The organism is Streptomyces sp. NPDC051569 (assembly GCF_044454085.1).
Taxonomy (GTDB): domain Bacteria; phylum Actinomycetota; class Actinomycetes; order Streptomycetales; family Streptomycetaceae; genus Streptomyces.
Genome location: NZ_JBITDJ010000008.1, coordinates 209,681 through 235,998 on the forward strand (window position 1 = coordinate 209,681; position 26,318 = coordinate 235,998).

A 26,318-nucleotide genomic window follows, 5' to 3' on the forward strand; every position below is an offset into this window, starting at 1 on the left:
GCTCTTTCTGCTGGCTACCGGCTAGTGGGGGGTGGGGCGGCGCGGGAGCGGGCGCGGGGGGCGCCGCTCAGCGCGCGCTGCGGGGGCTGTGGCGGTGGGCGAGTGCTTCGTACGACGCCGAGAGCGCGGGGGCGGCCGTCTCGTACGTCCGCTGGGCGACCCCGATGAACAGGCAGTCGACCACGAGGAGCTGGCTCGTACGGCTGGACATGGCCGCCGGGCGCAGCTCGCTCTCACGAGCGGTGGAGGTTGTGAGCACGTGGTCGGCGTACTGCGACACGGGAGCGTCCGGACGTCCGGTGATCGCGACCGTCGTCGCGCCGTGGTCGAACGCGACCCGGAGCGGCTCGATGACATCGCCGGTGGAGCCGGAGTGGGTGATCGCGATGGCCATGTCGCCGGAACGGAGCTGCACGGCGTTGGTGACGGCGAGGTGCGGGTCACTGTGGGCATGGGCGATCAGCCCGATGCGCAGCAGCTTCTGGGCGAGGTCCATGCCGACCAGCGAGGAGGCGCCGACGCCGTAGATGTCGATGCGGCGGGCGGTGGCCGCGGCGGCGACGACGGCGCCGAGCTGGACGGTGTCGAGCGCGGCGGCCGTGTCGGCGAGGGTCTGCTGCTCGTCGTACGCGAGCTTGGCGACGACATCCGCGATCGGGTCGTCGACGGCTATGTCCGCTGTGACGGCGGGGGCGCGGCCGGATTGCTGCTGGGCGGCGAGGCCGGCGAGCGCGAGGCGCAGATCGCGGTAGCCGGGGTAGCCCAGGAGGCGGGCGGTGCGGACGACGGTGGCCTCACTCGTGCCGGTCAGCTCGGCGAGACCGGTGACCGTGAGCGCGGCGCAGCCGGCGGGGTCGCTCGCCACGGCTTCCGCGACCAGCTGCATGGAGCGGGTCATGGACGGCGCCAGCGTCCGCACCTTCGCCGCGAGGGCGGCGGGAGCGGGCGGGGCCCCACCGTTGAAACTTTCCTTCACGTCATGGGTCACGGATGAAAGATATTTTCAAAGAGGGCCCGGGTCAACCCCCTCGTACAGGCCTTTCACGGGTCGCTCCGGTGTTGTCGGGGACGGTGTGACAATGGCTGGATGGACGAAACGACCCCGGATGTGAACCCCCTGGAGCAGGCGCTGCACAGCGCACGTGCCCTGGTCCTGGCCGACCTCGCGGCGGGTGATGTCGCCGGCCCCGACGTCGTGTCCCTGGTCGAGGACTCGGTGGCGCACCGTCGCTGGTGGGCCGAGCAGTGGCCGGAGGGCATCACGTACGTCGCCGGGCTGGTGGCCCAGGACGTACAGGACGGGCTGCTGGAGGGCTACGGGCGCTGGCCGGTCTGCCAGGTCTGCGACGAGGCCGAGCCGCACGCGCTGGTCGTGGAACCGGAGCTGGGGCCCGACCCGCACTGGGTGTGCGCGGAGGCCGGCACGGAGGTCGCGGCGGTGGGCGGGCTGGACGGTACGCGGACCTCGTGACGGTCTACATCGACCCGCCGGACTGGCCCGGTCACGGCCGGTTCTGGTCACACCTGGTCAGCGACGTCTCCTTCGCCGAACTCCACGCCTTCGCCGCGTCCATCGGCTGCCCGCCCCGCGCCTTCGAACGCGACCACTACGACGTCCCGTCCGACCGCTACCCGGACGCGGTGCGCGCGGGCGCGGTCGAGATCGGCTCCAAGGAACTCGTCCGCAGGATCACCGGGGCGGGACTACGGCGGCCGAAGGGCCGGCCCTCCGCTTAGCGCCGTGGGGGGGATTCGCGCGCCCTTCCGACTTCCGGCCGGGCGGGGCGCGTTCGTGCTTTACAGAGCAGCGCGGTAGAACACCTTGCCGTCCCGTGGCTGCGCACCGAGGGCCTTGTAGAAGTCGAGCGCGGCCGGGTTGTCCGTGTCCGCCGTCCACTCGACACGCGAGCATCCGGCGGTCACCGCCGCCGCCTTCAGCTCCTCCATCAGCAGGCGGGCGACGCCGCGACGCCGTGCCTCGGACCGTACGAAAAGCTCCTTCAGATACAGGGAGGTCTCAGCCCCGGCGGCAGGCCAGAGGAGGGTGTACGAGGCGAGCCCAAGGACATCGTCCGCGTCCCGCGCGAGGAGGACGGTCGCGGCCGGCCGGTCGCCGAACAGGGCCGTACGGATCTGCTCGGGGTTCCCGGGCACCGGCTCGCCGCCGTAGTAGGCCTCGATCTCTCCGAGGACCTCGGAGATCGCCTCAACATCCGCTGCGGTTGCCTCGCTGATCCGCACCACGGCCGCTGTCCCTCCCGCCGGGGGGCAGCGCCAACACCTCGCGCAGCACCCTCACCTCTGGCACCCGGGAGGCGAACAGTACCTCGTGCGTCGGAGCGAGGGCCCCGAGGGCCTTGCCGAGGCCGAAGGCCGAAACCAGCGGGTTCGCAGATTCTGAAGGTCGAGTGCAAGTGAACCCGTTGGAATGGCGAGCCTTTGAAGGGTTGGGCACTCAGGTTCAGCGCTGCTTGAATGCTTCAGTGATCGAACTGGTGGTTTCTCTGGCAGCGGCAGGACTGACGGCGTGGTTGCTTCGCCGCAGAGTGAAGCAGCGAGCAGACAGTGCCGCTCAGGCAAATGTGATCAAGGTTCCCTGCCTGCTCCGGCATCCTTCGCTCTAAGGGCGATGGCTTTGGGGGCGGCTGTTGATAGGTCCCGCCGGAATGGGCTGGGAGCCACGGACCAAGGCCGGTGCGGCAGTGACCCTCCCGGATGAGTTGCGGCAGGTCAGCGTGCGTTCACCGTCATGGCGCGAGGCGCTAAGGATCAACGGTCGGTCCAGAATTGTTGAGTGCACCTCTGCCGAGGGGACCCTTCTTGTCGCTGTGATGCCGAATGAGGTGGATCACGTGCTCACGTCCTTGAGCAGCGGCAGAGCAGAATAGGAAGCATCTCGTCATGCCTGGGTGGGGTCGATGGTGCAGCGCTCGGGGTGGGCCGTGCGGACGTAGTGGATCGCCGTGTGCGAGGTGATCCCGAACAGGCGCATCAGCCGGACCGGGTCGGCGGACTCTCGGGCCTCGTCGCGTTTACCGATCGCAGGAGCTCATGATCCGGCTCTGACCTGCGGCGATTCATAGACTGCATATCCGTGACGCCGAGTTGGGGTCGATACTGTCGCTCGTCCGAGTGATCCGGGTGGCGATCATGGCTCGGCGGACTCTCGTGCGTCGTGCTGCCGAGGATCAGTCGGTGGCGCCTGCCGAGCGAACTGCGACAAGGCGATGCCGTCGTCGAAGACGGTGGCGGCCCGGAAGCGGTCGTCGAGGGCTTTGATCTGCGGGGTCCATAGGACGATCTCGCGCTCGGTGAGGATCGGCCATGCCTCGTGCAACCAGTTCCGGCTGTAGAGGTTGTTGGTGTACTCGTCGACCAGGTGGCTGTAACCGTCCTCGACTTTGCCCACGAGCCAGGCCCACTTGTCGACCATCTCTTGGACGGTGAATGCCTTGCGCCAGCCGCGTTGATGCAGGACCTCGCCTGCGGCCTGTTCGTTGTGGGGCTCCATTTGCTGGAGCGTGGCATACGGAACAGTCCGATGACTACGGGTTTCTCCTGGTCAACGGACCGGACTGAGCGGTCCCGCGCGGGTTGTCAGATGCCCGCGATCTCCTCCAACGTGGCGGCGTCGCGGTCGGGCAGCGTCGCCACAGCGAGCAGCGGGGCGCCGATCACTGTGCCGATCGCGAACGCGGATGTGAGGAGCCCGGCGGTTCGGCCTTCGGGCCGGCAGGGGGCACTTTCGCGTACTTCGACTCACATGAGAATGGCCTCGCCCCATACTGACCATGTCGAGCTGTTCAGAGAGGGGCAAGGCCGTGCCGTCTGACGCTACCCCGGACCCGTACGCCCACCCGATCGCATTCGGGCAGCGGCTGAAGATCCTGCGCACCCGGCGGGGCATGACGCGCGCTCAGCTCGGCGGTCTCGTCGGAGACAGGACCGCGTCCTGGGTCCGGGCTCTGGAGGAAGGACGGCTCCAGACACCCAAGTTGGAGACGGTTCTCCGCATGGCCGAGGTACTTCGGCTGCCGGATCTCTCCGCGCTCGTCGGGAACAGCTCTGTGCCCGTGTCTCTCTTCGCCGGGCCCGGCCACGCGCGGCTCGGCGCTGTCAAGGACGCCATCAACGCGTACCCGCTCACCATGCGGCGCGAGGCGCCGACCACCGCGCACATTCAAGCCCGCCTCGCCCGCGCCTGGACGGCACGCCACTCGGCACCCAACCACCGCGATGTCATCGGCGCGCTGCTTCCGGACCTGATTCGCGACGCACAGCTCGCGGTACGCCAGGCGGACCGCGCCGCTGACCGACGAGCGGCCCAGAGCGCGCTCTCCGAGGTGTACTCACTGTCCCAGTTCTTCGTCGCCTATCAGCCCGACGCACCTCTGCTGTGGCGGATCGCCGAGCGGGGCATGATCGCCGCGCAGGAGTCCGAAGACCCGCACGCCATCGGGGTGGCGTCCTGGCTCACCGCCCAGGCCCACAGGGACAGCGGGCCGGGCCACTACGACGCCGCGGACAAGGTCACCGCCGACGCCCTGGAGTTCCTCACCCCGCTGCTCCCGGACGCCTCGGACCATGTCCTGGCCATCACCGGCGCGCTGATCTTCGAGGCCGGATACACCGCCGCGCGCCGCCGGGAAACCGGCACGGCGTGGCGGCGCTGGGACCAGGCGCGCGCCATGGCGCTGCGACTCCCCGGGGACTACTACCACCCGATCACGTCCTTCTCGCGGGCCATCATGGGCGCGCACGCGGTCACCGTCGCGGTGGAACTCCGCGCGGGCGGGGAGTCGGTGCGCCAGGCCGCCGCCTCGGATGCCACCGCTATCCCGTCCAGGCCGCGCCGGGCGCGCCACCGGATCGAGGAGGCGCGCGGCTACCAGCTCGACGGGCAGCCGGACGTGGCGCTCGACACCCTGGACCGCGCACATCAGGCCGCCCCGGAGACGATCAAGTACAACGGGTACGCGAAGGCCATCGTGCTGGAACACGTCGAATCCAAGGTCCCCGCTCGCCGACGGCGTGCATCCGAACTCGCTTTTACTCTGGGGCTGCTGACGGCCTGACACCGAGGGCGCACATTCTGTGCGTCTGGCACTGCCTGCCCTCTCCTACCGTCATCGGTGGTAAATCCGCCATGGACGCAGGGGTGATCGTGTACGCGAAAATCCAATCCGATTCCGCACTCTCGCGATGGCTGCTGTCCGGCCAGGAAGCGCCGGCAGTCGGCCGCCGCGACTGGGACGTCGGTCGGCACGCGCTCCTCCGGACCGGCCTCACTTTCGACGCCATCCGCGTCCGCGAGCAGCTGGTCCATGCCGCCGTCGGCACCGCGCAGCCCGACAAGGTCGGCGGCGCCCTCGCCAAGATCCTCGACGGCCCCGTCATCCACGATCCGGCCGCCTGGTACTACGCCCTCGTCCCCGCCGGGACAGCGGAGACCTGGCACTCGCCCCTCGCCACCGCCAAGGGCCTCAACTGCTGGCTCGCCGTCCCCCGGGTCGACCGCATCGAGCCGATCGGCGTGCACTGGGCGGTGCCTCCGGAGAGCGTCGGACGGCTCTGCGAGGTCGAGGCCGTCGACGCGCTTCTCCGGACGGGCCAGGCACGGCGCATCGAACAGGGGGCCCACCGATGACGGAATGCGTCAGCGGCGAACACGACTTCCCTGACGAGGACGAGACCGGCGCGTACTGCGAAGAGCACGGAGTGACGATGCTCTTCCACGGGCCGCCCATCACGCCCGGCGATCTCGCGGGCGGGTCTCCCCCCGCCATCCCGCAGCGGGACCACTGATCGCCGCCCCGGCCGCCGACTGCGTGTGAGACCCCGGCCGGGGCGGTGCCTCATCACCGGACCCGGTACTCGGCCGCGCCGGAACAGTGAGCCGCGACCCGATGGAATTCGGTGACTTCACCGAGCACATCGCCACCCGTCTGCGGCACCTCGCCCGCCTGCACGACTGGCCCGCCATCGTCAACAGCGCCCACCGCCCGGTGGCGCAGATCGCCGCCGACCTGTGTGACTTGATTGATCGTCACATCCTTCCCGTCACCCCCGCACCGGAGAGCGCATGACCAGCACCACGAAGGCCGCCACCGTCGACGTCGTGGTCCTCACGATGAACGACCGGCCCGAAGAGTTTCCCAAGGCGATGGCCTCGCTGCTCAACCAGGAGGACGTCGACCTGCGCGTGATCGTCGTCGGCAACGGCTGCGAACCCAACCTCGTGCCTCAAGGCGTCACAGCCCTCGCCCTGCCGGAGAACCTCGGGATCCCCGGGGGCCGTAATGTCGGCGCCGAGGCCCTCGCCGGAGCCGACGCCGGCGAGTTCCTGTTCTTCTTCGACAACGACGCCATCCTGCCCGCCCGCGACGTCCTGGCCAAGCTCGTTGCCGAGGCCCGCCGGCATCCCGCGGCCGCCTACGTTCAGCCGCGCATCGCCGACCCCGGCACCGGCGTCACGGTGCGCCGCTGGGTCCCCCGCCTGCGCGCCGGCGACCCCACCCGCCCCGGCACCGTCGCCGCGATGGCCGAAGGCGTCATCCTGGTCCGCCGCGACGTTTTCGAACGCGTCGGCGGCTGGCCCGGCCACTTCTTCCTCTACCACGAGGGGTTCGATCTCGCGCTCAGGATCTGGGACGAAGGCCTCACCGGCTGGTACGCCCCGGACGTGATCGTCCACCACCCCGCCACCGACCCGGCCCGCCACGACCTCTACCTGCGCCTGGTCGCCCGCAACCGGGTCTGGGTCGCCTACCGGCGCCTGCCCGCGCCGCTGGTCCCCATCTACATCGCGTCGTGGATCGGCATCACGGCCGCCCGGACGCGGTCCCGCAAGCCTCTGGCCACGTGGTTCGCCGGCCTGTGGGAAGGCCTGCACGGCGGGCACGGCGAGCGACGGCCCATCTCCTGGGCCACCGTGTGGCGCCTGACCCGGGCCGGACGTCCTCCCGTGTTCTGACCGGCGCCACGGCCGTGGCCGGATCCAGCTCTCCCACCGACCAGGCCACCAGCGGGATTACCGCGGGTCGGTCAGTTTGCATTTCTCACAGGCCACTTGAGGGGGCGCGTTGACGAGATCCAGGACTCCCAACGACAGGTTCGCCGCCGTCATCTCAGAAGCCGGCTACACATACGAAGCGCTGGCCATGGCGACCAGGGCAGTCGCGGCGGAGACGGGAGACACCCTCCGGACCTCCCGCTCGGCCGTTCACGCCTGGGTCGCTGCCGGCGCTATTCCAGCCGGGCGGACCCCCGCCTACGTGGCCGAGGCACTTACCAGAAAGCTCCGGCGTCCTGTGACGGTCGCCGAGATCGGCCTGGGCCCGGACGGCAGCACCGACCTCATGGTCAGCCCTGTGGCCGCCGCATCCGACCTGGGGAGACTCATCGTGCACAACCGCCGCGACTTTCTCGCACTCGCCTTCTCCACCAGCGCTGTTCTGTTCCCGCTCACCTTCGACCGCCAGGCCGCCGCCACCACCCTGCGCAGCGCCGGGTCCGGCCGGCGCGTCGGTCCCGACGAGGTCGCCACGGTCCGCCAGTTCACCGAGACGTTCCGAGCCGCCGACGAGCGGCTCGGCGGCGGCCATGGACTCGCTGTCGTCGCTGTGTTTCTCAGCGATGTAGTCTCCCCCATGCTCAACGGGGCCTTCCCCAACGACCAGGTCCGACGTGGTGCCTTCGAAGCCGCCGCCGCGCTCGCCACCCTGGTCGGGTGGAAGTGCCATGACTTCGGCCGTGAGGGCGCCGCCCAGCGCTTCTACCAGCTCGCCTACCGGTTCGCCTGCGAGTCCGACCCGGCCGGGCACGCCGCCTGGGCGATGCGGGCGCTTGTCCACCAGGCCATCGATGTCCGCCAGCCGGCAGGCACCGTCGAACTCGCCGAAGCAGCGCTGGTGCGCGCGGGGCCAAGTCGACCGGCGTACCGAAGCGCTTCTGCTCATCGCGGCTGTCCGGGCCCACGGGGCAAGCGGCAACGGCCCGGAAGCCGCCGCTTTGATCCTTGCCGCAGAGGACGCCGTGCTCGCCGGCACAGACAGCCTTCCCGACTACGCGGCAGCCGCGGGGCCGGTCGCCGCGGTCGTCTCCTCTCACACCGGTCGGACCCTGTCGGAGATGGGTGACCACCCGGCCGCCGAGCGCCACTACCGACGAGCGCTGAACGAACGCGCCGCAGGACCCTGCCGCCGCGTCCGGGGCCTCACCCTCGCGAACATCGCCAAAGCAGTCGCCGCCCAAGACCGGCATGAAGAAGCCATCGGCCTGTGGAGCCGAAGCGTCGAGCTGATGGACGGCGTCGCCTCCCAGCGCAATCGCCGTGAACTGGAGACGATGCGCTCCGCCCTCGCTCTCTATACGCGCCGAGGAATCCCTGGCGCAGCGGACCTCGCCCGCCGGATATCGTCAGTAGCCGCAGTGTCCTTCATCCCGGGCTGGCTGTGCTATTTCGTGAGGTTGGTGCTGCCGCGTCAGGGCGATGGCGGCGGGAACGGGCCGGGATATCGCTTGTGTCCAGGAGGAACCGACGTCGTTGTATGCGGAGACGCGACCACCTGCCGCGCATTCTCGCGCAGCGACTACGTCGTCCCACGCCGCGGCGCCGGCCGACGTCGCCCTCGGGTCTCCCCCGCCATCGAGCGGGGCATGATCGCCGCTCAGGAGTCCGAAGACCCGCACGCCGTCGGGGTAGCGGCCTGGCTCACCGCCCAGGCCCACAGGGACAACGCGAACCCGGGAAATCGCACGCTCAGGCCCCCGCCCTGGGCGAGCGGGACGAGGGCCTGCGCAGTATTTCGTGGCATTTGGCGTTGCCAGGACCATGGACGCCGAAGGGCGGCGGCCGGAGGGCGGCCCGTCAGCGCACGTCGATGTAGTCCGCCGCGCTGACGGCGGTGCCGGTCGTGGTGTCGCCGGAGTACACCCAGCGGTAGAAACCGTCGGTGGAGGCCGTGACGGTGGTCTTGAGGGCACCGGTGCTGCTGGTGGTGGCCTTCTTGACCGTCTTGAACGAGTTCGTGCCCTTGGCACGGAACTGGAGACTGACCGAACGGCCGCCGTGGACGCCGTACTTCTTCGTGCTCCAGTTCGCCCGGGTCAGCTTGCCCGTGATGGTGATCTTCTTGCCGTTGGTGACCGGCTCCGGCGTGGCGTCGGCAGCGGTGATCTTGGCGGCGCGCTTGAGTCGGACGGTCTGGGACCTCGTCTCGTATTCCTCCGCCTTGAGGCCGCCGCTGGCCTTGAAAAGGCGGAGCGACACGGCGACCTTCCACGTGGTGGCGTCGCTGTTGGAGTCGACGTGCTTCCAGCTCCGGCGCGGGTTGATGTGGAGGTTTCCCTCGCAGCGAGCGTGCTTGTCGCCGATCTCGTAGCAGATGTACAGGCCCGGTTGGATGAAGTTCTCTCCGCTGGTGGCCGCCGTCTTCGGGCTGCCGCGGTAGAGGAAGGGAGCCGCGCTGTAGCGAAGGGAGTCGGCTGTGCTGTAGCCGGACGGCAGGGCGATGTTGAAGCTGATGGGAGGCTCCACCGTCGTCGACGTGCCGACCACGATCGGCTTGCCGTTGTTGATGACGATATGTGACACGGTGATGCCGGTGTCCGCCGCCTGGGCCGTCGGAGCGTTGAGCACCGAGAGGCCCAGCGCCCCCGCGAGCGCGGCCGCCGCGACGGTTCGTCTGCCTGTCTTCATTCACATCTCTTCGGAGGAGCGATAGGGGAGTGATAGGGGAGGCGCCAGGCTACCAATGGCGTGGCCACGCCCACCCGACCGGGTTTCGGGAGAACGTCACGCCTTCGGGGACGAGTTCCGGGCGACGAGGTCGGCGACCACGTCGCGGGAGGCCCCGCCCCCCTACTACACGGACTCCGCGTCCGACGGCACCCGCACGGGTGCCTTCTCCGCCGGGCCCGATCCCGCGACGATCCGGCTGCCGGCCTTGCGGTGGTGACGCAGTGACAGGACGCCCAGGCCGATCGCGGCCACGGCCATCGCCGAGCCCGCCCACGCCGTCGAGGCGAAGCCGAAGTCCGCGTCGATCATCACGCCCCCGAGCCAGGGCCCGGCGGTGTTGCCGGAGTTGAAGGCAGCCGTGACGGTGGCACCGGCGAGGGTGGGGGCCGCGGCGGCGATGTTGAACATCCGGGCGTTGAGGGCCGGGGCCGTGTAGAAGGCGGAGACGCCCAGGAGGAACGTCAGCGTGACCACGGCGACGGGGTTCGAGGCGGTGAGCGCCAGGAGCGCCAGCAGGACCGCCGACGCCGTGATGCCGCTGATCATGACGGTGAAGAGGTGCGCGTCCGCGTACCGGCCACCGATCGCTGTGCCGATCAGCGCGCCGACCCCGAACAGCCCCAGCACGGTCGGGACCCAGCCGCTGTCCAGGCCCGCCACGTCCGTGAGCAGCGGGGCGAGGTACGAGAACGCGCAGAAGACCGCGCCCCCGGCGAGCGCGGTGACGACGATGGCGAGCCAGACCTGCCGGTCACGGTAGATGGTCAGTTCCCGCCGCAGAAGCGGCTTCTCGGCGGCCGGCGGGATGCGCGGGATCAGGGTCGCCACGCCGACGAGGGCGATCGCGGAGGCGGCGCCGACCGCCCAGAAAGCCGAGCGCCAGCCGAGGTGTTCGCCGAGGAACGCGCCGGCCGGGACACCGACCACGTTGGCGATGGAGAGGCCGCCGATCATCACGGCCATGGCGCGGGCGCGGGCGTCGAACGGGACCATGGCGATGGCGACGGACGCGCCGACCGCCCAGAACCCGGCACACGCGAAGGCGCTGATCACCCGGGACGCGAAGAGCACCTCGTACGTCGGAGCGAGGGCCCCGAGGACCTGGCCGAGGCCGAAGGCCGAGATCAGCGCGATGAGGGTGGCGCGGCGCGGGAGCCGCAGCGTCGCGACGGCGAGCAGCGGGGCGCCGATCACCATGCCGATCGCGAAGGCGGATATGAGGAGCCCGGCGGTGGGGATGGACACGTTCATGTCGTCGGCGAGCGGCGGGAGCAGGCCGGAGAGCATGAACTCACTCGTGCCGAGCGCGAAGACCGAAAGACCAAGGATGTAGACGGCGAGCGGCATGCTGGAACGTCGTTCGTCGGAGTCTGGCATAACAGGGGCCAACGCCCGTGGAGCCCATTACATTCCGTGCGTGAGCGAGGCCAGTTCCGTCGTCAGGTTGTGGCGGGCGGGCGCCTCCCACTCCCGTACGCCATGGGGGGTGCGGAACAGCGCCGGCAGCGCGAGGAGTTGCTCCAGGACAGCGGCCCGGCCCGTGCGGAAGGCGTCGTCCGGGACGAAGCCGTACTCCTCCCGCACCGCCGCCGCGTAGGCGGCGTACGCGTCGGGGGCGGCGGCCAGGACGGCGAGGTCGGCGTCGCAGAGGACCGCGCCGTTCCGGTCGCCGGGACCGGCGGCGTGGGTGGTGGTGAGACGTACGAGCCTGGCGACCTCGTCCGTACGGTCCTGGCTCAACCCGGCCTCGGGGAGGGCGCGTTCCGCGAGGCGGGCGGAGCGCTCCTCGTTCTCGGAGCGGTCGGGCCGGTAGACGGCGTCATGGAACCAGGCGGCGAGGCGGACGAGGCCGGGCTCGTCGGCGTACTCGGCGAGCGTGTCGACGTGGGCCAGGACGGCGACCAGATGATCCGTGGTGTGGTAGCGGCGCTGCGGCTCGGCCCAGCGGGCGAGGAGATCGTCGGCGTACGGGTACGGGTCGGGGGAGGCGGCCGGGTGAGCCTCGCGGGTCTCGTTGGTCTCGTTGGTCTCGTGGGACTTGTGGGACTCGTGGGCCGGGTCGCGCAGGGCCAGGAGTGTCGTCGCGAAACGGCTGCGGAGATCGGTGTCGGGCATGGGAAAACCATAGGCAGTTTTCCCGGGCACGCCCCGGCCGTGGACCGTGCCCCGCGTTCCCGGCCGTGATCAGGAGGCCTTGAAGCCCCGCAGCCGCAGGGAGTTGCCGACCACGAAGACGGACGAGAAGGCCATGGCCGCTCCCGCGATCATCGGGTTGAGCAGGCCGGCGGCGGCGAGGGGGAGCGCGGCGACGTTGTAGCCGAAGGCCCAGAAGAGATTGCCCTTGATCGTGCCGAGCGTGCGGCGGGCGAGACGGATGGCGTCGGCGGCGGCCAGGAGATCCCCCCGTACGAGGGTCAGGTCACCGGCCTCGATGGCCGCGTCGGTGCCGGTGCCGAGGGCGAGGCCGAGGTCGGCCTGGGCGAGGGCCGCCGCGTCGTTGACCCCGTCGCCGACCATGGCCACGGACCGGCCTTCCGCCTGGAGCTTCCTGATCACGTCGACCTTGTCCTCGGGCATGACCTCCGCGATGACCTGATCGATCCCGACCTCCCCGGCCACGGTCCGCGCCACGGCCTCGTTGTCACCGGTCAGCAGGATCGGCGACAGGCCCAGCGCGCGCAGCCGGCGGATCGCCTCCGCGCTCGTCTCCTTCACCGCGTCGGCGACTTCGAGGACGGCCCGCGCCTCGCCGTCCCACGCCACGGCGATCGCCGTACGGCCCGCCGCCTCGGCGGCCCGCCGGGCCCGGTCCAGCTCCTCCGGCAGATGGATCTCCCACCGCGCGAGCAGCTTCGCCCGGCCCACGAGGACGGCGTGGCCCTCGACGACACCCTGGACACCGAGGCCGGGGACGTTCGTGAAGTCCTCGGGGACGGGGAGCTCACCGACGCGCTCGGCCGCGCCCTTCGCGACGGCGCGCGCGACGGGGTGCTCGGAGGCGTGCTCCAGTGCCCCGGCCAGCCGCAGCACCTCGTCGGTGTCCGTCCCCGCGCTGTGCGTCGCCAGGAGCGTCATCCGGCCGGTGGTGACGGTGCCCGTCTTGTCGAGCACGATCGTGTCCACGCGGTGGGTCGACTCCAGGACCTCCGGGCCCTTGATGAGAATCCCGAGCTGCGCGCCCCGCCCGGTGCCGACCAGCAGCGCCGTCGGGGTCGCCAGGCCGAGGGCGCAGGGGCAGGCGATGATCAGTACGGCCACGGCGGCGGTGAACGCGGCGGTCATCCCCGCGCCACCGGCCAGCCAGGCGGCCAGCGTGCCGAGCGCCAGCGCGATCACCACCGGCACGAAGACGGCGGAGATCTTGTCGGCGAGGCGCTGGGCGGCGGCCTTGCCGTTCTGCGCGTCCTCCACCAGCCGGGCCATGCGGGCGAGCTGGGTGTCGGAACCGACGCGGGTGGCCTCGACGACGAGCCGGCCGCCCGCGTTCAGCGTGGCCCCGGTCACGGCGTCGCCGGCCGAGACCTCGACGGGCACGGACTCGCCCGTGAGCATCGAGGCGTCGAGGGCGGAGGAGCCCTCCACGACGGTGCCGTCGGTGGCGATCTTCTCTCCCGGCCGTACGAGGAAGCGGTCGCCGACCCGCAGCTCTCCGGTGGGCACGACGACTTCCCGCCCGTCGCGCAGCACGGTGACCTCCTTCGCGCCCAGCCGGAGCAGCGCCCGGAGGGCGGCGCCCGCCTTGCGCTTGGCGCGCGCCTCGAAGTAGCGGCCCGCCAGGATGAACGCGGTGACACCGGCGGCGGCTTCGAGGTAGATGTTCCCGGCGCCGTCGCTCCGGCTGATGGTCAGCTCGAAGGGATGGGTCATCCCGGCCATGCCCGCCGTACCGAAGAACAGCGCCCAGAGCGACCAGAGGAACGCGGCCGCCGTGCCCACCGAGACGAGCGTGTCCATCGTCGCGGCGCCGTGCCGGAGATTGGTCCAGGCGGCGCGGTGGAAGGGCCAGCCGGCGTAGCCGACGACGGGGGCGGCGAGGGCGAGGGAGAGCCACTGCCAGTAGGTGAACTGGAGGGCCGGGATCATCGCCATCGCGACGACCGGGACGGAGAGGACGACGGCGGTGGCGAGCCGCCGACGCAGGGGCCGCAGCTCGGCGTCCTTGGCGGCGTCCGCCGCGTCCGCCGGGTCCACCGCGTCCGACGCCGCGTCCGGCCCGCGTACGGGGGCGGGCTCCTGGGCGGTGTAGCCGGTGGCTTCGACGGTGGCGATCAGATCCTGGACCGCGACGCCCTCGCCGAAGGCGACCTTGGCCTTCTCGGTGGCGTAGTTCACGGTGGCCGCGACGCCGTCCATGCGGTTGAGCTTCTTCTCGACGCGGGCCGCGCAGGAGGCGCAGGTCATGCCGCCGATGGTGAGCTCGACTTCGGCGGGTGCGCCGGTGGTCCGGGTCACGCTCATGGCTGACGGCTCCTTGTCATCGACCGATGGCTCCATCCTGCCCCTCAGGGGTGCCCACCTGCCTCCATGTATACCCCCCACCCCTATTCGATTCAATACCCCAGGGGGGTATATTTCCCCGAGAGGGAGTCCTGGGTGGCGTCCTCGGTGGAGCCGGTGGGCGAGATCGGTGGCGGGAGGGCCGGCGCGGTGTGGATGTGCTGATGCGTAAAGGCGTGAACGCCCCGTAGGCTGGGACATTGGACTAGACCTATAACCGGCCAGTTGTCCCTCCACTGTCCCTCCACCCACCGATCCTCCACCGATACGAATGGGGTCCCCATGAGCAAGCGTGCAGTCCTGGAGGTGATCGCTCTCGACGCGCAGGACGCGGTCGCCGCCCGGAGCGGAGGCGCGGACCGCCTCGAACTCGTCACCGACATGGCAGCGGACGGGCTGACCCCGCCCCGCGAGACCTTCGCGGAGATCCGCGCCGCCGTCGACATCCCGCTGCGGGTGATGCTGCGGCTCTCCGACGGCTTCTCGGCGGGCTCCGCGGCCGACGTGGACGCACTCGTGGAGACGGCACGCGGGCTGCGGGCGGTGGGAGCGGAGGAATTCGTCCTCGGTTTCCTCGACGCGGACGGGACACCAGACCTGGTGACGGTCGAACGGCTGATCGCGGAGGTCGAAGGCTGCCGGTGGACGTTCCACCGCGCGATCGACCGCGCGGCCGACCGCGACGCCCTGCGCAAGCAGCTGGCGGAGCTGCCGGGCCTGGACACGTACCTCACGGCGGGCTCGCCGGCGGGCGTGGACGAGGGCCTGCCGACGCTGCTCGCCGAAGCGGCGGCCACGGAGCGCGGCGAGCCGGGCTACGGCCAGCGCATCCTGGTCGGCGGCGGGCTGCGGCTCGACCACGTGGCGGCGCTGCGGGCAGGCGGGATCGACGCGTTCCACATCGGCGGCGCGGCCCGGCCGGGGGGCTGGGGCGAGCCGGTGTCGGCGACGGCGGTACGTGCCTGGCGCGAGGCGCTCGACGCCTGAGCGGCGCCTGTTCCCGGCCCGGCCCTTCCCGGACCGGGGTGCCGAGCCGGCTCCGCCCGCTGCGCGCCTCCGGCAGCTACGCGCGCTTTCACCGCGTGGACCAGGTCGGCGGACGGCCTCCTTGCGGTTGGGCCCCGGTCGGTGGTACGGACGGCGCGGCCTTGCCGGTGCAGCGCCTGTAAGAGGTGGTGGACGGTGGCGCTCTTGCCGCTGCCGTTCGCCCCCTGAACGACGACGAATAGACCCTGTGCTCCGGGAGAGCCTTGCCCCGGGGCTTCCATCCGACATTCCCGGTCATTCGTCGGTGCATTGCTCCTGGGCGATATCGATGCACCTCAGCGCGGGGGCCTTGGGGATCGGCGCGGTGCGAGAGTACGTAGGGCCGCATCGAGCACCCGGTCCAGGACCGGCGCGATCGATGCGGCTGTCAGTGCGGGTAAGGCGGTCGAAGGATGTCGGCATCCACCAAGGCGGCTGCGGCCGGTACGTTTCGGTGTTCGGTTGCCGCGAAGTGCCCGGCAGGCGAGCGCGGTGTGCAGTGCGGCGGTCGTGAGAGAAGCCAGGTCCGCTGCGCAGTCGTAGCGGTCCTCGGACGTGGCCGATGCGGTGGTCTCCACGCAGGCACAAGCCCTCTAGGCGCAGCGGGAGGACTCGCCCCACCGCACCCGGAAGTACCGGTCGGCGGTGTCGGCGCCGACAAGAGTTCACAGACGATTGCGGATCGCCTCGATGGAGCCGTCGGTAAGGAACCGACGAGCGGGCCCGGATGCTCGGCCGAATAGCTACGATCTGCTTGTGGTCACTCACGAGACGGCGTTTCAGTCCCTTGACGGCACCGCGTTGTTCGGCACGATCTCCCTGGCGGAGATTCCGGCCGGGATGGCGGTCCTGGTCCACGGGTCGGGGGTGACCCGGGAAGAGGGCGGCTTCTTCGCGCGCCTGGCCGCCGGGCTGGCCGCCTCGGGGGTGACCAGTCTGCGGTTCGATCTGCGGGCCCATGGGGCCAGCGGCGGAAGTGAGTCGGAGCTGACGATCGCCGCGGTGACCAATGACATCCGCGCCGCCGGCGACCACCTGCGCGCGTACACCGGCTGGCCGGGACCGACGCATGTGATCGCCGCCTCGTTCTCCGGCGGGGCCGCCGCGCTGCACGCCGCCCACCGGCCCGCCGATGTCGGGAAACTGGTGCTGCTCAACCCGCGGCTGGACTACAAGGAGCGGTACGTCACCTCCCGGCCTGGATGGTCGGACGACTACCTGTCCGGAGACATGGCGGCCCGGCTGGACGAGCATGGCTTCACCGAGAAGTCGCCGTTCGAGGTGAACCGAGCCCTGCTGAACGAGCTCTTCTACCTGGACACCCCGGCGATTCTGGCCGCGGTGCGGGCGTCGGTGCTGATGGTGCACGGCACCGCGGACACCTTTGTGCCGATCGCGTCCTCCCGCCGGCACAAGCCGATGTTCGGCGGGCCGGTGGAGCTGGTGGAGTTGGACGGTGCCCAGCATGGCTTCGCCGTCCATGACGATCCGAGTTACCTGGACCCGCAGTCGCAGGCATGGCAGCGCGAGGTGATCGGGAAGGTGAGCGCCTTCCTGGCCGGCTAAGCCACCGTCAGCTCGCCCAGCCGCTGACGGAACTCGCGTACGGCCGGACGTCGGGCATGCGACGCGAGGTCGTCGGCGGTGCGGTGGAGCTCTGCGAGGGCCTGCCCGAAGCGGGCCCCGGCGGCGAGCGCCAGGGACTCCAGTGCGGCGTTGGCTGCCTCGTCTGGTTCACCGGCCGCGACCAGGGCGCCGGAGTACTGGGCGGTGAAGAACGCACGGTCGCGCGGTGCGAAGGCTCCGGTGGCCAGGTGCTGGCGGAACAGGTCGACGGCCCGATTGCTCTGGCCGGCCTCGCGGTAGCAGATCGCGCTCTGGACCATCAGCCGCTCGTCGGTGTAGCCGTCCCCGAGCGGTCCGGTGCAGGTGGCCTGCCCGGCCGCCGGGGCTGCCTGTCCGAGGGCGGCGTGCGCCCGGTCAAGCGCGCGGGCCACCTCCTCGACACAAGCGCCGGTCAGGGCGAGCGCCCGGGCCTGCTGCTGGAACGCTTCCGCGCGCGGCCTCGGTGGCAGCGTCCAGGGGCCGGTCGTGGCGGCACGGGCGAGATCGAGCATCCGGGCCGCCTCGGTGCGCTCGGTGGCCTGGGCCTGACGGAGGAGGACGTAAGCGTGCATGGCGCCGTCGCCGGTCACCGTCGCCCACTCCTTTGCCTGGTGGTGCCAGTACGCGACGGCCTGGGCGGGGGCGCCGGCGTCCCGGTGGAGCCAGGCGGCAAGCTCGGCGCCGCAGGAGCCGAGGGCCAGCAGCTCCCGCCGGATCTCATCGTCGGCGGTGCGGGCGGCCGAGTTGATCGCGGCCAGGATGCCCAGCACTGTGGGCAGCGCCTCGTGCGGGCCGATCAGCCCGTCGGTGCGGGCGGCCTCGTCCAGTGTGCTCCGCAGGTGGCCGAGGAGTTCGCGGTCGCCGTAGCGCCAAGCGCTGCGGGCGGCGACGGTGAGGTGGTCCAGGGCTTCCAGGTCGAGCACCGGCGCCATGCCCACCAAGCCCATGAACGTCCGTCGGCGCACGTCGCACTCCTCCAGCTGTCGTCCAGGCCCATCCGCGCGCCGGCCCGTGGGGCGGGCGGGGCGGACGAATCCGAGGTCCTCCAGGTGGCAGTCGCACATCGCCTCCAGTACGCGCCGGGCGTCCCGGTTGGGCCAGGTCGACTCGCCCGACTCCCAGCGTCGGACCTGCCGCACCGAGATCCTGGCCTGCTCGCGCAGCTCGCGGGCCTTGTTGTCGTATGCGGCGGCGAAGTCCTCCTGAGTGTGCCAGCCGCGCTCGACGCGGGCAGCGACGAACCGCCAGTTGGCTACGGCGTGTTCGGGCATGGTCACCCCCAATTCCAGGATGCCAAGGTAGCCGGACGCGCCCACTGTCAGCGAGGGGAAGGTACCTACCTGTCACGGCGTCCGGTGAAGCGTCCGGTGATCCGGCCTCGACCCCGGCGGCGCCCGGCGGTGAACTGTGAAGTACCGGACCGGCCCGCCCGGCCGAGTCCCTGACACACCCTCGCGAAGGAGGAGTACGCCATGAAGACCACCACCCCAACGAAGGCCCCGGTCACCCTTGACCCGAAGAAGGTCGCCGCGCTCCAGGCAAAGGTCAGCCGGCTGGTTGGCGCCGGCGCGCTGGCGGCGGCCCCGCACACCTACCACCACTGAGTGAACTCCAGGAGGGTGGGACGGCTGGGCCGTCCCACCCTCCCCAGCTCTCCACCGGTTCCGAACAGAAGGAGCAACCCGTGAACAGCTGCTTGGAGTTGACGTTCCTAGGTCACCAGACCTGGCTGGTCCAGGGCGGAGGACACCGCGTCCTGATCGACCCCGTCCTCAAACCGACGTTCGGCCTGCCCGGCCGGGCCGAGTGCCGGGTGTGGCCGCCGCGCGCCATCGACCCCAACCTGATGCCGCGGCCCGACGCCGTGGTGCTCACCCACGAGCACCTGGACCACTTCCACCTGCCCTCCCTGGACCTGCTGGACCGGCAGATGCCCGTCTACACCGGGCCGCTGCTGCCCGCCCCGGTCGAAGAGGCGATCGCGAAGCTCGGGTTCACCGTGCGCCGGATCGACCACACTCAGCCGATCGAGCTGGGCGACCTGCGTGTCACCCTCTACCCGGCCGGCGCCCGGACGCTCTTCTGGGAGGACCGCGTCGTCCAGCCCTGCCTCCAGGTCGGCGACGGACCGGCCGTGTTCATCGCTGTGGACGCCGACCCCTCGGACCTCTACCTGCAGCAGGTTGCCGAGGGTGCCCAGCCTGGGCCGCGGATGGCCGTGGTCTCGAACAACTCCCAGATCGTGCCGCCCGGCATGCCCGCCTCCTCGGTCAACCTCCTGCCCGGCACGGACGGTACCCGCCACAAGACCGGCCTGAGCGTTCTCAACCAGCTGCTGCTCGACGTCCTCGCCCCGCTCGACGGCATCAAGGACGTGGCGCTGTGCGGCAACGGCTTCTTGCCGCCCGCCTCACGGCACGGCCCCTTCCTGTACTCCGACCACCCGGCGATGGCGGCGGCCGCCAACGGCCTGCAGAACCTCTTCCACGTCCACGGGCCGCGCCCGGGGGAGCGACTGATGGTCCCTGAGTCACCGGCGGAGAAGGTGACGTCCGACCAGGTCAGCTGGGTGCGGATTGACGAGCAGTTCGAGTACGAGTCCCTGGTCTCGCACGCGACGTTCCTCGCCGACCCTGGGACGTCCAACTCTCCCCGCTCGCCGACGAGCTCGCCGACCAGGACCAGGCCTTCGCGGTCGTGAAGGCGGAGCTTCCGCGCCTGGGCCGCGAGCTGCTGGCCACCGGCACCGGTGTGCTGGCGTGCAGCATCCACGAGTACCTGTCCGGCCCGCTTGGCCCGCACCGTGCGGTGCTGCGGCTCAAGGACGGCCCCGGCGGCGAGCTCCTGCAGTTCGCCTGGGACGTTACCCTCGCCGACTTCGTCCAGGTCGAGGCGGTCGGCCGCGAGGAAGCGATGGCCGTCTACCCGTTCGGCGCCGAGATGTTCTTCCAGGACTACGTCGCCTTGCTCCAGGGCCGCCTGCAGGTCTGGGACGTGGTCGGCGGCGCGATGGAGTGCTGGCACATCGGCCGCCCGCTGGACAGCCTCGTCTACGCCTTCTTCGGTGTCTACGGTGAGCACCAGCGCCCCGACCTCGCCGCCCTCTCCTACGCCGGCCTGGCCGTCGGCATCACCGCCCCGGCGGGCGCCCGGTGATCACCGCGCCGGCCACCGCCGCCGAGGCGCTTACAGGTCTGGCACGTGTCCGCCCCGCCGGGTGGCTGGCCACCCCGATGCCCGCCGACCCGGCTGCCCTTCTCGCGCGGGCCCGCCAGGCCCTCGCCGACGACCACCCGGGCGTGCTCGGCAGGGTGAGCGTGGTCAGCGCCCGGTACACCGCCGCGGTGTTCGCGGTGCACCGGGCAGAAGGCTCGCTGGTTCTCAAGCTCCATGCCGATGCGGCCGCGTACGCGGGGGAGACCCTGGCGTACGCGCTGCTGGCGGACACCGCCCCGGTCACCCTGCTGTACGCGGAGGGCGAGTCCTCGCTGTCTCTGCTGCTGGAGTACCTGCCCGAGCCAGTCGACTGGACCAGGACCGGGATGCCCGCCGTGCTGGCCGAGAGCGTCGCCGCCGTTCACACGGCCTCGCTGCGGCTGTCCGACTACGTCGCCGAGGCGATGGCCGATTTCTCGCTCGTCGCCCTGCACGGCGCCCCGGCCCCTGCCTGGATCACCAACCCTGCGGCGTACGGCGAGGTGCTTGCCGCGCACCAGGACGCCTACGGTCCCACCCTGGTGCCGCTGGGCCACCTCGACCTCAAGCCCGAGCACCTGCGGCAGCGGGCCGACGGCCAGGTGGTGCTGCTCGACGTGGAGAGCGTGCGCCCGGACGTGACCGGGCTGATCGACCTGGTCACCCTGCCCACCGTCCTGCGGCAGGCTGGACACGAGCTCAGCCCGGCCCGGGTGCTGGACCTGTACCTGGAGGCCACCGCGGCCCGGGGCGCGAGCTGGACGGCCGCCTCTCTGAAGGCCGCCCTGCGCGCGTACGCCGCGGCCACCGGCCTGGAGAGCCTGCACGGCCTGGACCGGTGAACGCACGACGCCCGCTGTCCCCGTCCGAGCGCGGCTTGGACGGGGACAGCGGGCGTTCGCACGTCTTCTACGGGCCCTCGATACCGACGATGGTCCCGAACGGGTCGCGCAGCTGGGCGATGCGCCTGCCCGGCTCGACCGCCAGCGGACCACGGTGATGCTCGCAGCCGGCCGCCAGCAGCCGCTCCCGGACCTGGTCGACATCGTCCACCCCCCAGTACACGACCGGGCTGCCGCCCCGGGGGTTGCGGTCGTCGTCCACCGGATGGAAGCCGAGCTCCACCCCGCCCGCCTCCACCCAGGCGTAGACGGCTCCGGTGCCGCTGACGTCGAGCTTCACGGGGACGTCCAGGAGTTCACCCCACCACCGGGCTGACGCCTCGGGGTTCACGGCGAAGGTCATCACGGTACGTACGCTGTTGAACACGGCCTACCTCCAGAGGGGTGCCTTACGACTTTCAGGTCGTGATTCCTGCGGTCCGCGCAGGGGAGTATGACGGCCAGGCGGCGGATCGGCCGTTCCGCCGCCTTCTCCACACCGCGAAGAGCACCTACGGCGAGATACGCAGTTCTCCCTGGTCGGCATCCGGGCGAAGGACTGCCGCCCCTACGCCCCCAGCGCCTCCGGCAGCGGTTCCGTGTGGAGCACCGTCAGGCCGGAGACCGCTCGGGTCAGTGCCACGTACAGCCGCCGCAGGCCCGTGCGTTCGTCCGGCTCGGCCGCCACCACCGCCGCGGGCTCGTCCAGGACCACGTAGTCGTACTCCAGGCCCTTCGCCAGCGACGCGGGGACCAGTGTCAGACGTGACGCCGCCGTCGTCTCCTGGCCCGGGGACAGGTACGGCATCCCCGCCGCCGTCAGGGCCCCGGCCAGTTCCGGGATACGGGCGTCCGCCGCGATCAGGCCGATCGAGCCCTCGTGCGTGAGCGACTCCTCGCAGGCCGCGATGACCGCGTGGGTCAGTTCGGTGACCTCCCGTACCTCCAGGGAGCCCGGCGATTCCCGTACCGACTCCACCTCCGCCAGCCCCGGCGAGATCGCCGGGAGTAGCCGGGACGCGTACGCGATCACCTCACGCGGCACGCGGAAGCCCGCCGTCAGTTCCTCCACCACCGCGTCCGTCTTGCCCAGGTGCCGCAGCGCCTCCGCCCAGCTCGCCGTCGCCCACGGCGTCGTGCCCTGCGCCAGGTCGCCCAGGACCGTCGCCGAGCCGGTCGAGCAGCGGCGGCCCACCGCGCGGTACTGCATCGGGGACAGGTCCTGCGCCTCGTCGAGCACCACATGCCCGAGCGAGTGCGTGCGGGCGACGAGGTCGCGCGCCTCGTCGATCAGCACCGCGTCCGCCGCCGACCACTTCGCGGACTTCACGCCGCGCGCCGGCTTCGCCCACAGGATGGTCTCCTGCTCGCCGGGCGTGAAGAGGCCCTCCGCGTGCGCGGCGAGGAACTCCGCGTCGGACAACAGCCGCAGCACCAGCTTCGCCGGATCGACCGCCGGCCAGAGCTCCTTCACCGCCGCCTTCACGGCCGCGTTGCGCGCGACCGCGTCCTGCACCCGGTCGTCCGGCGCCTCGCCCGCCCGTTCCATCTGTACGAGGACGGCGTGCGCGATCCGCTGCGGAAGGGCCTCGTGAGCGGCGCCGTAGCGGATGTCGCGGTCGAGCAGCTGCTCGATGATCTCGTCGAGTTCGTACGCGGCCACCCGCCACCGCCGCGAGCCCCGCACGACCACGATCCCCTCGGCCGGCCGCCGCACATGGGAGCGGACAGCGCGCCGCAGGACCTCGGCCATGCGGGCGTCGCCCTTGAGGACGGCGGTGTCCGCCGGGTCCGTGCCGCGTACGTCCACCGCCCCCGGCCCCGACGTGACCAGGTCGTCCACCGTGGCCTGCCTGACCTCCAGCTCGCCCAGCGCGGGGAGGACCTGCTCGATGTAGTGGAGGAAGGACGCGTTCGGCCCGATGACCAGCGTGCCGGTGCGGGCGAGCCGCTCGCGGTGCGCGTACAGCAGGTACGCGACCCGGTGCAGGCCGACGGCTGTCTTCCCGGTGCCGGGGCCGCCCTGGACGCAGACCGTGCCGCCGAGCCCGCTCCGTACGATCTCGTCCTGCTCCGGCTGGATCGTGGCGACGATGTCCCGCATGGGGCCGACGCGGGGCCGTTCGATCTCGCTCTGGAGCAGCTTGCTGGCCTGCGCGGTCTCGGCCGGGTCGGAGAGGTGCTCGTCCTCGTACGCGGTGAGGTCACCGCCCGTGTAGCCGAAGCGGCGGCGCAGCCCGACGTCCAGCGGATCGGTCTTGGAGGCCCGGTAGAACGGCTGCGAGACGGGTGCGCGCCAGTCGATGACCATGGGGTCGCCGCCGGCGTCGTGGACATGGCGCCGGCCGATGTAGAAGCGCTCGCCCTCGGCGCCCTCCGCCTCCTCGGCACCCACGACGTGCAGATAGTCGAGGCGGCCGAAGAAGAGCGGGGTGTGCGAGAGGTCCGCGAGGGCTTTGACGCGCTCCTCGATCTGGGCCTCCAGCACGGCGGCGTTGACCCAGTTCGCGGTGACGTCGCGGATGTCGAGCGCCTGGACGTCCTCGCGCATGGTGCGGAGCGCGGCGCGGGAGGCGTGCAGGTGGGCGCGTTCGCGCGCGAGGGGGCCGGTGGGGGGATCGGTGGGGTCGGTGGTGCGGATGGCGGACTCAGGTTCGTGCGCGGGCACGGTGTTGCCTCCGGGCTGTGTACGCGGGCCGCCGCACCGCGAACCGGTCGGTCGGACCTGTCGGTCGGACGACGGCTGCGGCATCAGGCCGGCGTGGATCACGTCAGATCAACGGCAGATCGACGTCAGGCAGTCGTCCGGTTTCCGTCCGGACGGCGGCGCTCCGCTAGGGAGGCGGGCAAGGTGGGCGATTCTAGTCAGCCGGTGACGGCCGGGCGAACGCGTTTTCCGCGTCCGTCCCCCGGGGGGAGTGGCGCGGCGCCGGAAGATGCACGGGATCGGCGCGAGGTTCGGTCTCCAGACCGATGTGCGAACATTCGGGTGAATCCATCATGGATGTATGAGCACTGCGACCTTCAACCCACCCCACACCCCGCAGGCGCCGCCAGTACCCGGCGCGACCGCCACGGGCGCCGCCCTCCACCCCGCCCACCACGTCGGCAACGCCGTGCGCGCGGTCAAGGTCTTCGTGAGCACCGCGTTCAACGTGTTCGTGCTCGGGGAGTACTCCGAAGAGGCGAGCGTCAAGCGCCGCTGACCCGGACCACGAACGTCAAGCCGCTGACCGGGACCACGAGCGTCAAGCGCCACTGACCCGGACCACGAACGTCAAGCCGCTGACCGGGACCACGAGCGTCAAGCGCCGCTGACCCGGACCAGGCCGGCGCTCCGAGCCCCGGCCCCCACCGGGCCGGACGTCACCCTCCCGCCCGGCCCCGGCCCCGGGTCCGCGTCAGTTGTCCGTCAGCAGCTCGTCCGCGTCCACGATCCGGTACGCGTAACCCTGCTCCGCCAGGAAGCGCTGCCGGTGCGCCGCGAAGTCCTGGTCGATCGTGTCGCGCGCGACGACCGAGTAGAAACGGGCCTCGTGGCCGTCCGCCTTCGGGCGCAGGACGCGGCCCAGACGCTGCGCCTCCTCCTGGCGGGAACCGAACGTGCCGGAGACCTGGATCGCGACCGTCGCCTCGGGCAGGTCGATCGAGAAGTTCGCGACCTTCGACACCACCAGCACCGAGATCTCGCCCTGCCGGAACGCGTCGAAGAGCTTCTCGCGCTGCGCGTTGCTCGTCTCGCCCTTGATCACCGGGGCGCCCAGGTGCTCGCCCAGCTCGTCGAGCTGGTCGATGTACTGGCCGATGACGAGGGTCTGCTCACCCTGGTGCTTGCGCACCAGCGCCTCCGTCACCTTCCGCTTGGTCGCCGTCGTCGCGCAGAAGCGGTACTTCTCCTCCGCCTCGGCGGTCGCGTACGCCAGCCGCTCGCTGTCGGTGAGATTCACCCGTACCTCGACACAGTCCGCCGGGGCGATGTAGCCCTGCGCCTCGATCTCCTTCCACGGCGCGTCGAACCGCTTCGGACCGATGAGCGAGAAGACGTCGGACTCACGGCCGTCCTCGCGGACGAGCGTCGCGGTCAGCCCGAGCCGGCGCCGCGCCTGGAGGTCCGCGGTGAACTTGAAGACGGGCGCGGGCAGCAGGTGCACCTCGTCGTAGAGGATCAGCCCCCAGTCGCGGGAGTCGAACAGCTCCAGGTGCGGATAGACGCCCTTACGGCGGGTTGTCAGCACCTGGTACGTGGCGATGGTGACCGGCCGGATCTCCTTCCTCGTACCGCTGTACTCGCCGATCTCCTCCTCGGTCAGCGACGTGCGCTTCACCAGCTCGTGCTTCCACTGGCGGGCGGAGACCGTGTTGGTCACCAGGATCAGCGTGGTGGCCTTCGCCTGCGCCATCGCACCCGCGCCGACCAGCGTCTTTCCGGCCCCACAGGGCAGCACGACCACACCGGAGCCGCCGTGCCAGAAGCCCTCGACGGCCTGCTTCTGGTACGGGCGCAGCGACCAGCCGCTCTCGTCCAGCTCGATGGCGTGCGCCTCGCCGTCGACGTAACCGGCGAGGTCCTCGGCCGGCCAGCCCAGTTTGAGGAGCGTCTGCTTGATCTGGCCGCGCTCGGACGGGTGCACGACGACCGTGTCCGGGTCGATCCGGGCCCCGACCAGGGGCTGGACCTTCTTGGAACGGAGGATCTCCTCCAGCACCGGACGGTCGGTGGACGTCAGGACGAGGCCGTGGGTGGGGTGCTTGGAGAGGGTGAGCCGGCCGTACCGGTCCATCGTCTCGGCGACATCGACGAGGAGGGCGTGCGGTACGGGGTACCGGGAGAACTCCACGAGCGCGTCGACCACCTGCTCGGCGTCGTGCCCGGCGGCACGCGCGTTCCACAGGCCGAGCGGGGTCAGCCGGTAGGTGTGGATGTGCTCGGGGGCGCGCTCCAGCTCGGCGAACGGAGCGATGGCGCGGCGGCAGGCGTCGGCCTGCTCGTGATCGACTTCGAGCAGCAATGTCTTGTCACTCTGGACGATGAGAGGTCCATTCACGCGCCTCGGCCCTTTCGCTCTGCCTGCCGTTGCCCTGGGCTGCCGCGCGCGAGCACGGCCGGGCCAATGGCCAAACGTCCAGTGTGCCGCATCAGGCCTGTGACGGGTCGAGTACAGCCGCGCGGGGTCCGTGGTGTGCGGGGCCCGTGGCGGCGGGCGGAAAAAGCACCCGTGAGGAGGAAAGCTGAGGACAACCCTGGGCGATGTCGTTTGGTGGGGGGGGGGGGGGGGGGCGGGGGGGGGGGCCGCGCCCCCCCCCCCCCACCAGGCTGAGGGGGGGCGGGCGGCGCCGGCCGGGGGGGGGGGCGCGGAGGGGGGCGGCCGGGC

General features: G+C 71.3%; 26 protein-coding genes. 15 read left to right on the forward strand and 11 right to left on the reverse strand.

Features of this window, described 5'->3' with window-relative positions; translation table 11 throughout:
- Positions 1–67 precede the first annotated feature (67 nt).
- Positions 68–988 (reverse strand): MurR/RpiR family transcriptional regulator, encoded by a 921-nt coding sequence (locus ACIBAE_RS15640; protein WP_399285322.1) that lies wholly within the window; start codon positions 986–988, stop codon positions 68–70.
- Between the two features lie 99 nt (positions 989–1,087).
- Here ACIBAE_RS15640 and ACIBAE_RS15645 point away from each other — a divergent pair, with 99 nt between their 5' ends.
- Positions 1,088–1,471, forward strand: coding sequence for a hypothetical protein (locus ACIBAE_RS15645; RefSeq protein WP_399285323.1), 384 nt, complete (start codon positions 1,088–1,090; stop codon positions 1,469–1,471).
- Positions 1,468–1,737, forward strand: a complete 270-nt coding sequence (locus ACIBAE_RS15650; protein ID WP_399285325.1) for a DUF4031 domain-containing protein — start codon at positions 1,468–1,470, stop codon at positions 1,735–1,737. The genes ACIBAE_RS15645 and ACIBAE_RS15650 overlap by 4 nt, the downstream gene beginning before the upstream one ends.
- A gap of 60 nt (positions 1,738–1,797) precedes the next feature.
- Here the strand turns inward: ACIBAE_RS15650 and ACIBAE_RS15655 are convergent, their stop codons facing one another.
- Positions 1,798–2,244 (reverse strand): GNAT family N-acetyltransferase, encoded by a 447-nt coding sequence (locus ACIBAE_RS15655; protein ID WP_399285326.1) that lies wholly within the window; start codon positions 2,242–2,244, stop codon positions 1,798–1,800.
- A gap of 904 nt (positions 2,245–3,148) precedes the next feature.
- The gene (locus ACIBAE_RS15660) at positions 3,149–3,511 is read right to left on the reverse strand and encodes a hypothetical protein (RefSeq protein ID WP_399285327.1); all 363 of its coding nucleotides are present in this window, start codon (positions 3,509–3,511) and stop codon (positions 3,149–3,151) included.
- A 310-nt stretch (positions 3,512–3,821) separates the two neighbouring features.
- On the opposite strand from ACIBAE_RS15660, the gene ACIBAE_RS15665 reads away from it, so the two are divergent.
- The 6 genes from ACIBAE_RS15665 to ACIBAE_RS15690 all read left to right on the forward strand — a co-directional run bounded on the left by ACIBAE_RS15665 (position 3,822) and on the right by ACIBAE_RS15690 (position 8,138).
- A complete protein-coding gene (locus ACIBAE_RS15665) occupies positions 3,822–5,075 on the forward strand; it encodes a helix-turn-helix domain-containing protein (RefSeq protein ID WP_399285329.1) in 1,254 nt (417 codons plus the stop codon).
- A gap of 71 nt (positions 5,076–5,146) precedes the next feature.
- Positions 5,147–5,647 carry a hypothetical protein gene (locus ACIBAE_RS15670; RefSeq protein WP_399285330.1) on the forward strand — a complete coding sequence of 167 codons (501 nt, stop codon included), beginning with the start codon at positions 5,147–5,149 and terminating at the stop codon, positions 5,645–5,647.
- The gene (locus ACIBAE_RS15675) at positions 5,644–5,805 is read left to right on the forward strand and encodes a hypothetical protein (RefSeq protein ID WP_399285332.1); all 162 of its coding nucleotides are present in this window, start codon (positions 5,644–5,646) and stop codon (positions 5,803–5,805) included. The genes ACIBAE_RS15670 and ACIBAE_RS15675 overlap by 4 nt, the downstream gene beginning before the upstream one ends.
- 101 nt (positions 5,806–5,906) lie before the next feature.
- Positions 5,907–6,086 carry a hypothetical protein gene (locus ACIBAE_RS15680; RefSeq protein ID WP_399285334.1) on the forward strand — a complete coding sequence of 60 codons (180 nt, stop codon included), beginning with the start codon at positions 5,907–5,909 and terminating at the stop codon, positions 6,084–6,086.
- The gene (locus tag ACIBAE_RS15685; RefSeq protein ID WP_399285335.1) at positions 6,083–6,973 is read left to right on the forward strand and encodes a glycosyltransferase family 2 protein; all 891 of its coding nucleotides are present in this window, start codon (positions 6,083–6,085) and stop codon (positions 6,971–6,973) included. Before ACIBAE_RS15680 ends, ACIBAE_RS15685 begins: the two co-directional genes overlap by 4 nt.
- A gap of 301 nt (positions 6,974–7,274) precedes the next feature.
- Entirely contained in the window at positions 7,275–8,138 is an 864-nt protein-coding gene (locus ACIBAE_RS15690) for a hypothetical protein (RefSeq protein ID WP_399285337.1), read from the forward strand.
- Between the two features lie 731 nt (positions 8,139–8,869).
- Here ACIBAE_RS15690 and ACIBAE_RS15695 read toward each other — a convergent pair.
- The 4 genes from ACIBAE_RS15695 to ACIBAE_RS15710 all read right to left on the reverse strand — a co-directional run bounded on the left by ACIBAE_RS15695 (position 8,870) and on the right by ACIBAE_RS15710 (position 14,200).
- Entirely contained in the window at positions 8,870–9,700 is an 831-nt protein-coding gene (locus ACIBAE_RS15695; protein ID WP_399285338.1) for a hypothetical protein, read from the reverse strand.
- 165 nt (positions 9,701–9,865) lie between these two features.
- Positions 9,866–11,089 (reverse strand): Cmx/CmrA family chloramphenicol efflux MFS transporter, encoded by a 1,224-nt coding sequence (locus tag ACIBAE_RS15700; protein WP_399285373.1) that lies wholly within the window; start codon positions 11,087–11,089, stop codon positions 9,866–9,868.
- Positions 11,090–11,146: 57 nt separating this feature from the next.
- Positions 11,147–11,857, reverse strand: a complete 711-nt coding sequence (locus ACIBAE_RS15705) for a hypothetical protein (RefSeq protein WP_399285340.1) — start codon at positions 11,855–11,857, stop codon at positions 11,147–11,149.
- A 69-nt stretch (positions 11,858–11,926) separates the two neighbouring features.
- Positions 11,927–14,200, reverse strand: a complete 2,274-nt coding sequence (locus ACIBAE_RS15710; protein ID WP_399285342.1) for a heavy metal translocating P-type ATPase — start codon at positions 14,198–14,200, stop codon at positions 11,927–11,929.
- 321 nt (positions 14,201–14,521) lie between these two features.
- Here ACIBAE_RS15710 and ACIBAE_RS15715 point away from each other — a divergent pair, with 321 nt between their 5' ends.
- On the forward strand, positions 14,522–15,226 hold the full coding sequence (locus ACIBAE_RS15715; RefSeq protein ID WP_399285343.1) for a copper homeostasis protein CutC: 705 nt from the start codon (positions 14,522–14,524) through the stop codon (positions 15,224–15,226).
- 795 nt (positions 15,227–16,021) lie between these two features.
- Positions 16,022–16,831: an alpha/beta hydrolase gene (locus tag ACIBAE_RS15720; RefSeq protein ID WP_399285345.1), complete on the forward strand. Its 810-nt coding sequence runs from the start codon at positions 16,022–16,024 to the stop codon at positions 16,829–16,831.
- Here the strand turns inward: ACIBAE_RS15720 and ACIBAE_RS15725 are convergent.
- On the reverse strand, positions 16,828–18,141 hold the full coding sequence (locus ACIBAE_RS15725) for a multiprotein-bridging factor 1 family protein (RefSeq protein WP_399285374.1): 1,314 nt from the start codon (positions 18,139–18,141) through the stop codon (positions 16,828–16,830). The genes ACIBAE_RS15720 and ACIBAE_RS15725 overlap by 4 nt on opposite strands.
- A 201-nt stretch (positions 18,142–18,342) precedes the next feature.
- Between ACIBAE_RS15725 and ACIBAE_RS15730 the strand changes: the two genes are divergently transcribed.
- From ACIBAE_RS15730 to ACIBAE_RS15745, 4 genes are all read left to right on the forward strand, one after another.
- The gene (locus ACIBAE_RS15730) at positions 18,343–18,474 is read left to right on the forward strand and encodes a hypothetical protein (RefSeq protein ID WP_399285347.1); all 132 of its coding nucleotides are present in this window, start codon (positions 18,343–18,345) and stop codon (positions 18,472–18,474) included.
- A gap of 80 nt (positions 18,475–18,554) precedes the next feature.
- The gene (locus ACIBAE_RS15735; RefSeq protein ID WP_399285348.1) at positions 18,555–19,571 is read left to right on the forward strand and encodes an MBL fold metallo-hydrolase; all 1,017 of its coding nucleotides are present in this window, start codon (positions 18,555–18,557) and stop codon (positions 19,569–19,571) included.
- Complete coding sequence (locus ACIBAE_RS15740; protein ID WP_399285350.1) at positions 19,568–20,026, forward strand: hypothetical protein; 459 nt, start codon at positions 19,568–19,570, stop codon at positions 20,024–20,026. The genes ACIBAE_RS15735 and ACIBAE_RS15740 overlap by 4 nt, the downstream gene beginning before the upstream one ends.
- Positions 20,023–20,907 carry a hypothetical protein gene (locus tag ACIBAE_RS15745; protein ID WP_399285352.1) on the forward strand — a complete coding sequence of 295 codons (885 nt, stop codon included), beginning with the start codon at positions 20,023–20,025 and terminating at the stop codon, positions 20,905–20,907. Before ACIBAE_RS15740 ends, ACIBAE_RS15745 begins: the two co-directional genes overlap by 4 nt.
- A gap of 67 nt (positions 20,908–20,974) precedes the next feature.
- Here the strand turns inward: ACIBAE_RS15745 and ACIBAE_RS15750 are convergent, their stop codons facing one another.
- Together ACIBAE_RS15750 and ACIBAE_RS15755 are read right to left on the reverse strand one after the other, a co-directional pair.
- Positions 20,975–21,334 (reverse strand): VOC family protein, encoded by a 360-nt coding sequence (locus tag ACIBAE_RS15750; RefSeq protein WP_399285353.1) that lies wholly within the window; start codon positions 21,332–21,334, stop codon positions 20,975–20,977.
- A gap of 180 nt (positions 21,335–21,514) precedes the next feature.
- Positions 21,515–23,614 (reverse strand): HelD family protein, encoded by a 2,100-nt coding sequence (locus ACIBAE_RS15755; RefSeq protein WP_399285355.1) that lies wholly within the window; start codon positions 23,612–23,614, stop codon positions 21,515–21,517.
- A 340-nt stretch (positions 23,615–23,954) separates the two neighbouring features.
- On the opposite strand from ACIBAE_RS15755, the gene ACIBAE_RS15760 reads away from it, so the two are divergent.
- Positions 23,955–24,152: a hypothetical protein gene (locus ACIBAE_RS15760; RefSeq protein ID WP_399285356.1), complete on the forward strand. Its 198-nt coding sequence runs from the start codon at positions 23,955–23,957 to the stop codon at positions 24,150–24,152.
- A 195-nt stretch (positions 24,153–24,347) separates the two neighbouring features.
- Here the strand turns inward: ACIBAE_RS15760 and ACIBAE_RS15765 are convergent, their stop codons facing one another.
- Complete coding sequence (locus ACIBAE_RS15765) at positions 24,348–25,991, reverse strand: DNA repair helicase XPB (RefSeq protein ID WP_399285358.1); 1,644 nt, start codon at positions 25,989–25,991, stop codon at positions 24,348–24,350.
- Positions 25,992–26,318: the final 327 nt, after the last annotated feature.

Excerpts from the sequence above, each read along its gene's own strand:
- ACIBAE_RS15710 (WP_399285342.1), bottom strand. The coding sequence starts at position 14,200 with ATGAGCGTGACCCGGACCACCGGCGCACCCGCCGAAGTCGAGCTCACC.
- ACIBAE_RS15715 (WP_399285343.1), top strand. The coding sequence starts at position 14,522 with ATGAGCAAGCGTGCAGTCCTGGAGGTGATCGCTCTCGACGCGCAGGAC.
- ACIBAE_RS15675 (WP_399285332.1), top strand. The coding sequence starts at position 5,644 with ATGACGGAATGCGTCAGCGGCGAACACGACTTCCCTGACGAGGACGAG.
- ACIBAE_RS15695 (WP_399285338.1), bottom strand. The coding sequence starts at position 9,700 with ATGAAGACAGGCAGACGAACCGTCGCGGCGGCCGCGCTCGCGGGGGCG.
- ACIBAE_RS15730 (WP_399285347.1), top strand. The coding sequence starts at position 18,343 with ATGAAGACCACCACCCCAACGAAGGCCCCGGTCACCCTTGACCCGAAG.
- ACIBAE_RS15680 (WP_399285334.1), top strand. The coding sequence starts at position 5,907 with ATGGAATTCGGTGACTTCACCGAGCACATCGCCACCCGTCTGCGGCAC.
- ACIBAE_RS15725 (WP_399285374.1), bottom strand. The coding sequence starts at position 18,141 with ATGCCCGAACACGCCGTAGCCAACTGGCGGTTCGTCGCTGCCCGCGTC.
- ACIBAE_RS15760 (WP_399285356.1), top strand. The coding sequence starts at position 23,955 with ATGAGCACTGCGACCTTCAACCCACCCCACACCCCGCAGGCGCCGCCA.
- ACIBAE_RS15685 (WP_399285335.1), top strand. The coding sequence starts at position 6,083 with ATGACCAGCACCACGAAGGCCGCCACCGTCGACGTCGTGGTCCTCACG.
- ACIBAE_RS15645 (WP_399285323.1), top strand. The coding sequence starts at position 1,088 with ATGGACGAAACGACCCCGGATGTGAACCCCCTGGAGCAGGCGCTGCAC.
- ACIBAE_RS15700 (WP_399285373.1), bottom strand. The coding sequence starts at position 11,089 with ATGCCGCTCGCCGTCTACATCCTTGGTCTTTCGGTCTTCGCGCTCGGC.
- ACIBAE_RS15705 (WP_399285340.1), bottom strand. The coding sequence starts at position 11,857 with ATGCCCGACACCGATCTCCGCAGCCGTTTCGCGACGACACTCCTGGCC.
- ACIBAE_RS15670 (WP_399285330.1), top strand. The coding sequence starts at position 5,147 with ATGGACGCAGGGGTGATCGTGTACGCGAAAATCCAATCCGATTCCGCA.
- ACIBAE_RS15660 (WP_399285327.1), bottom strand. The coding sequence starts at position 3,511 with ATGGAGCCCCACAACGAACAGGCCGCAGGCGAGGTCCTGCATCAACGC.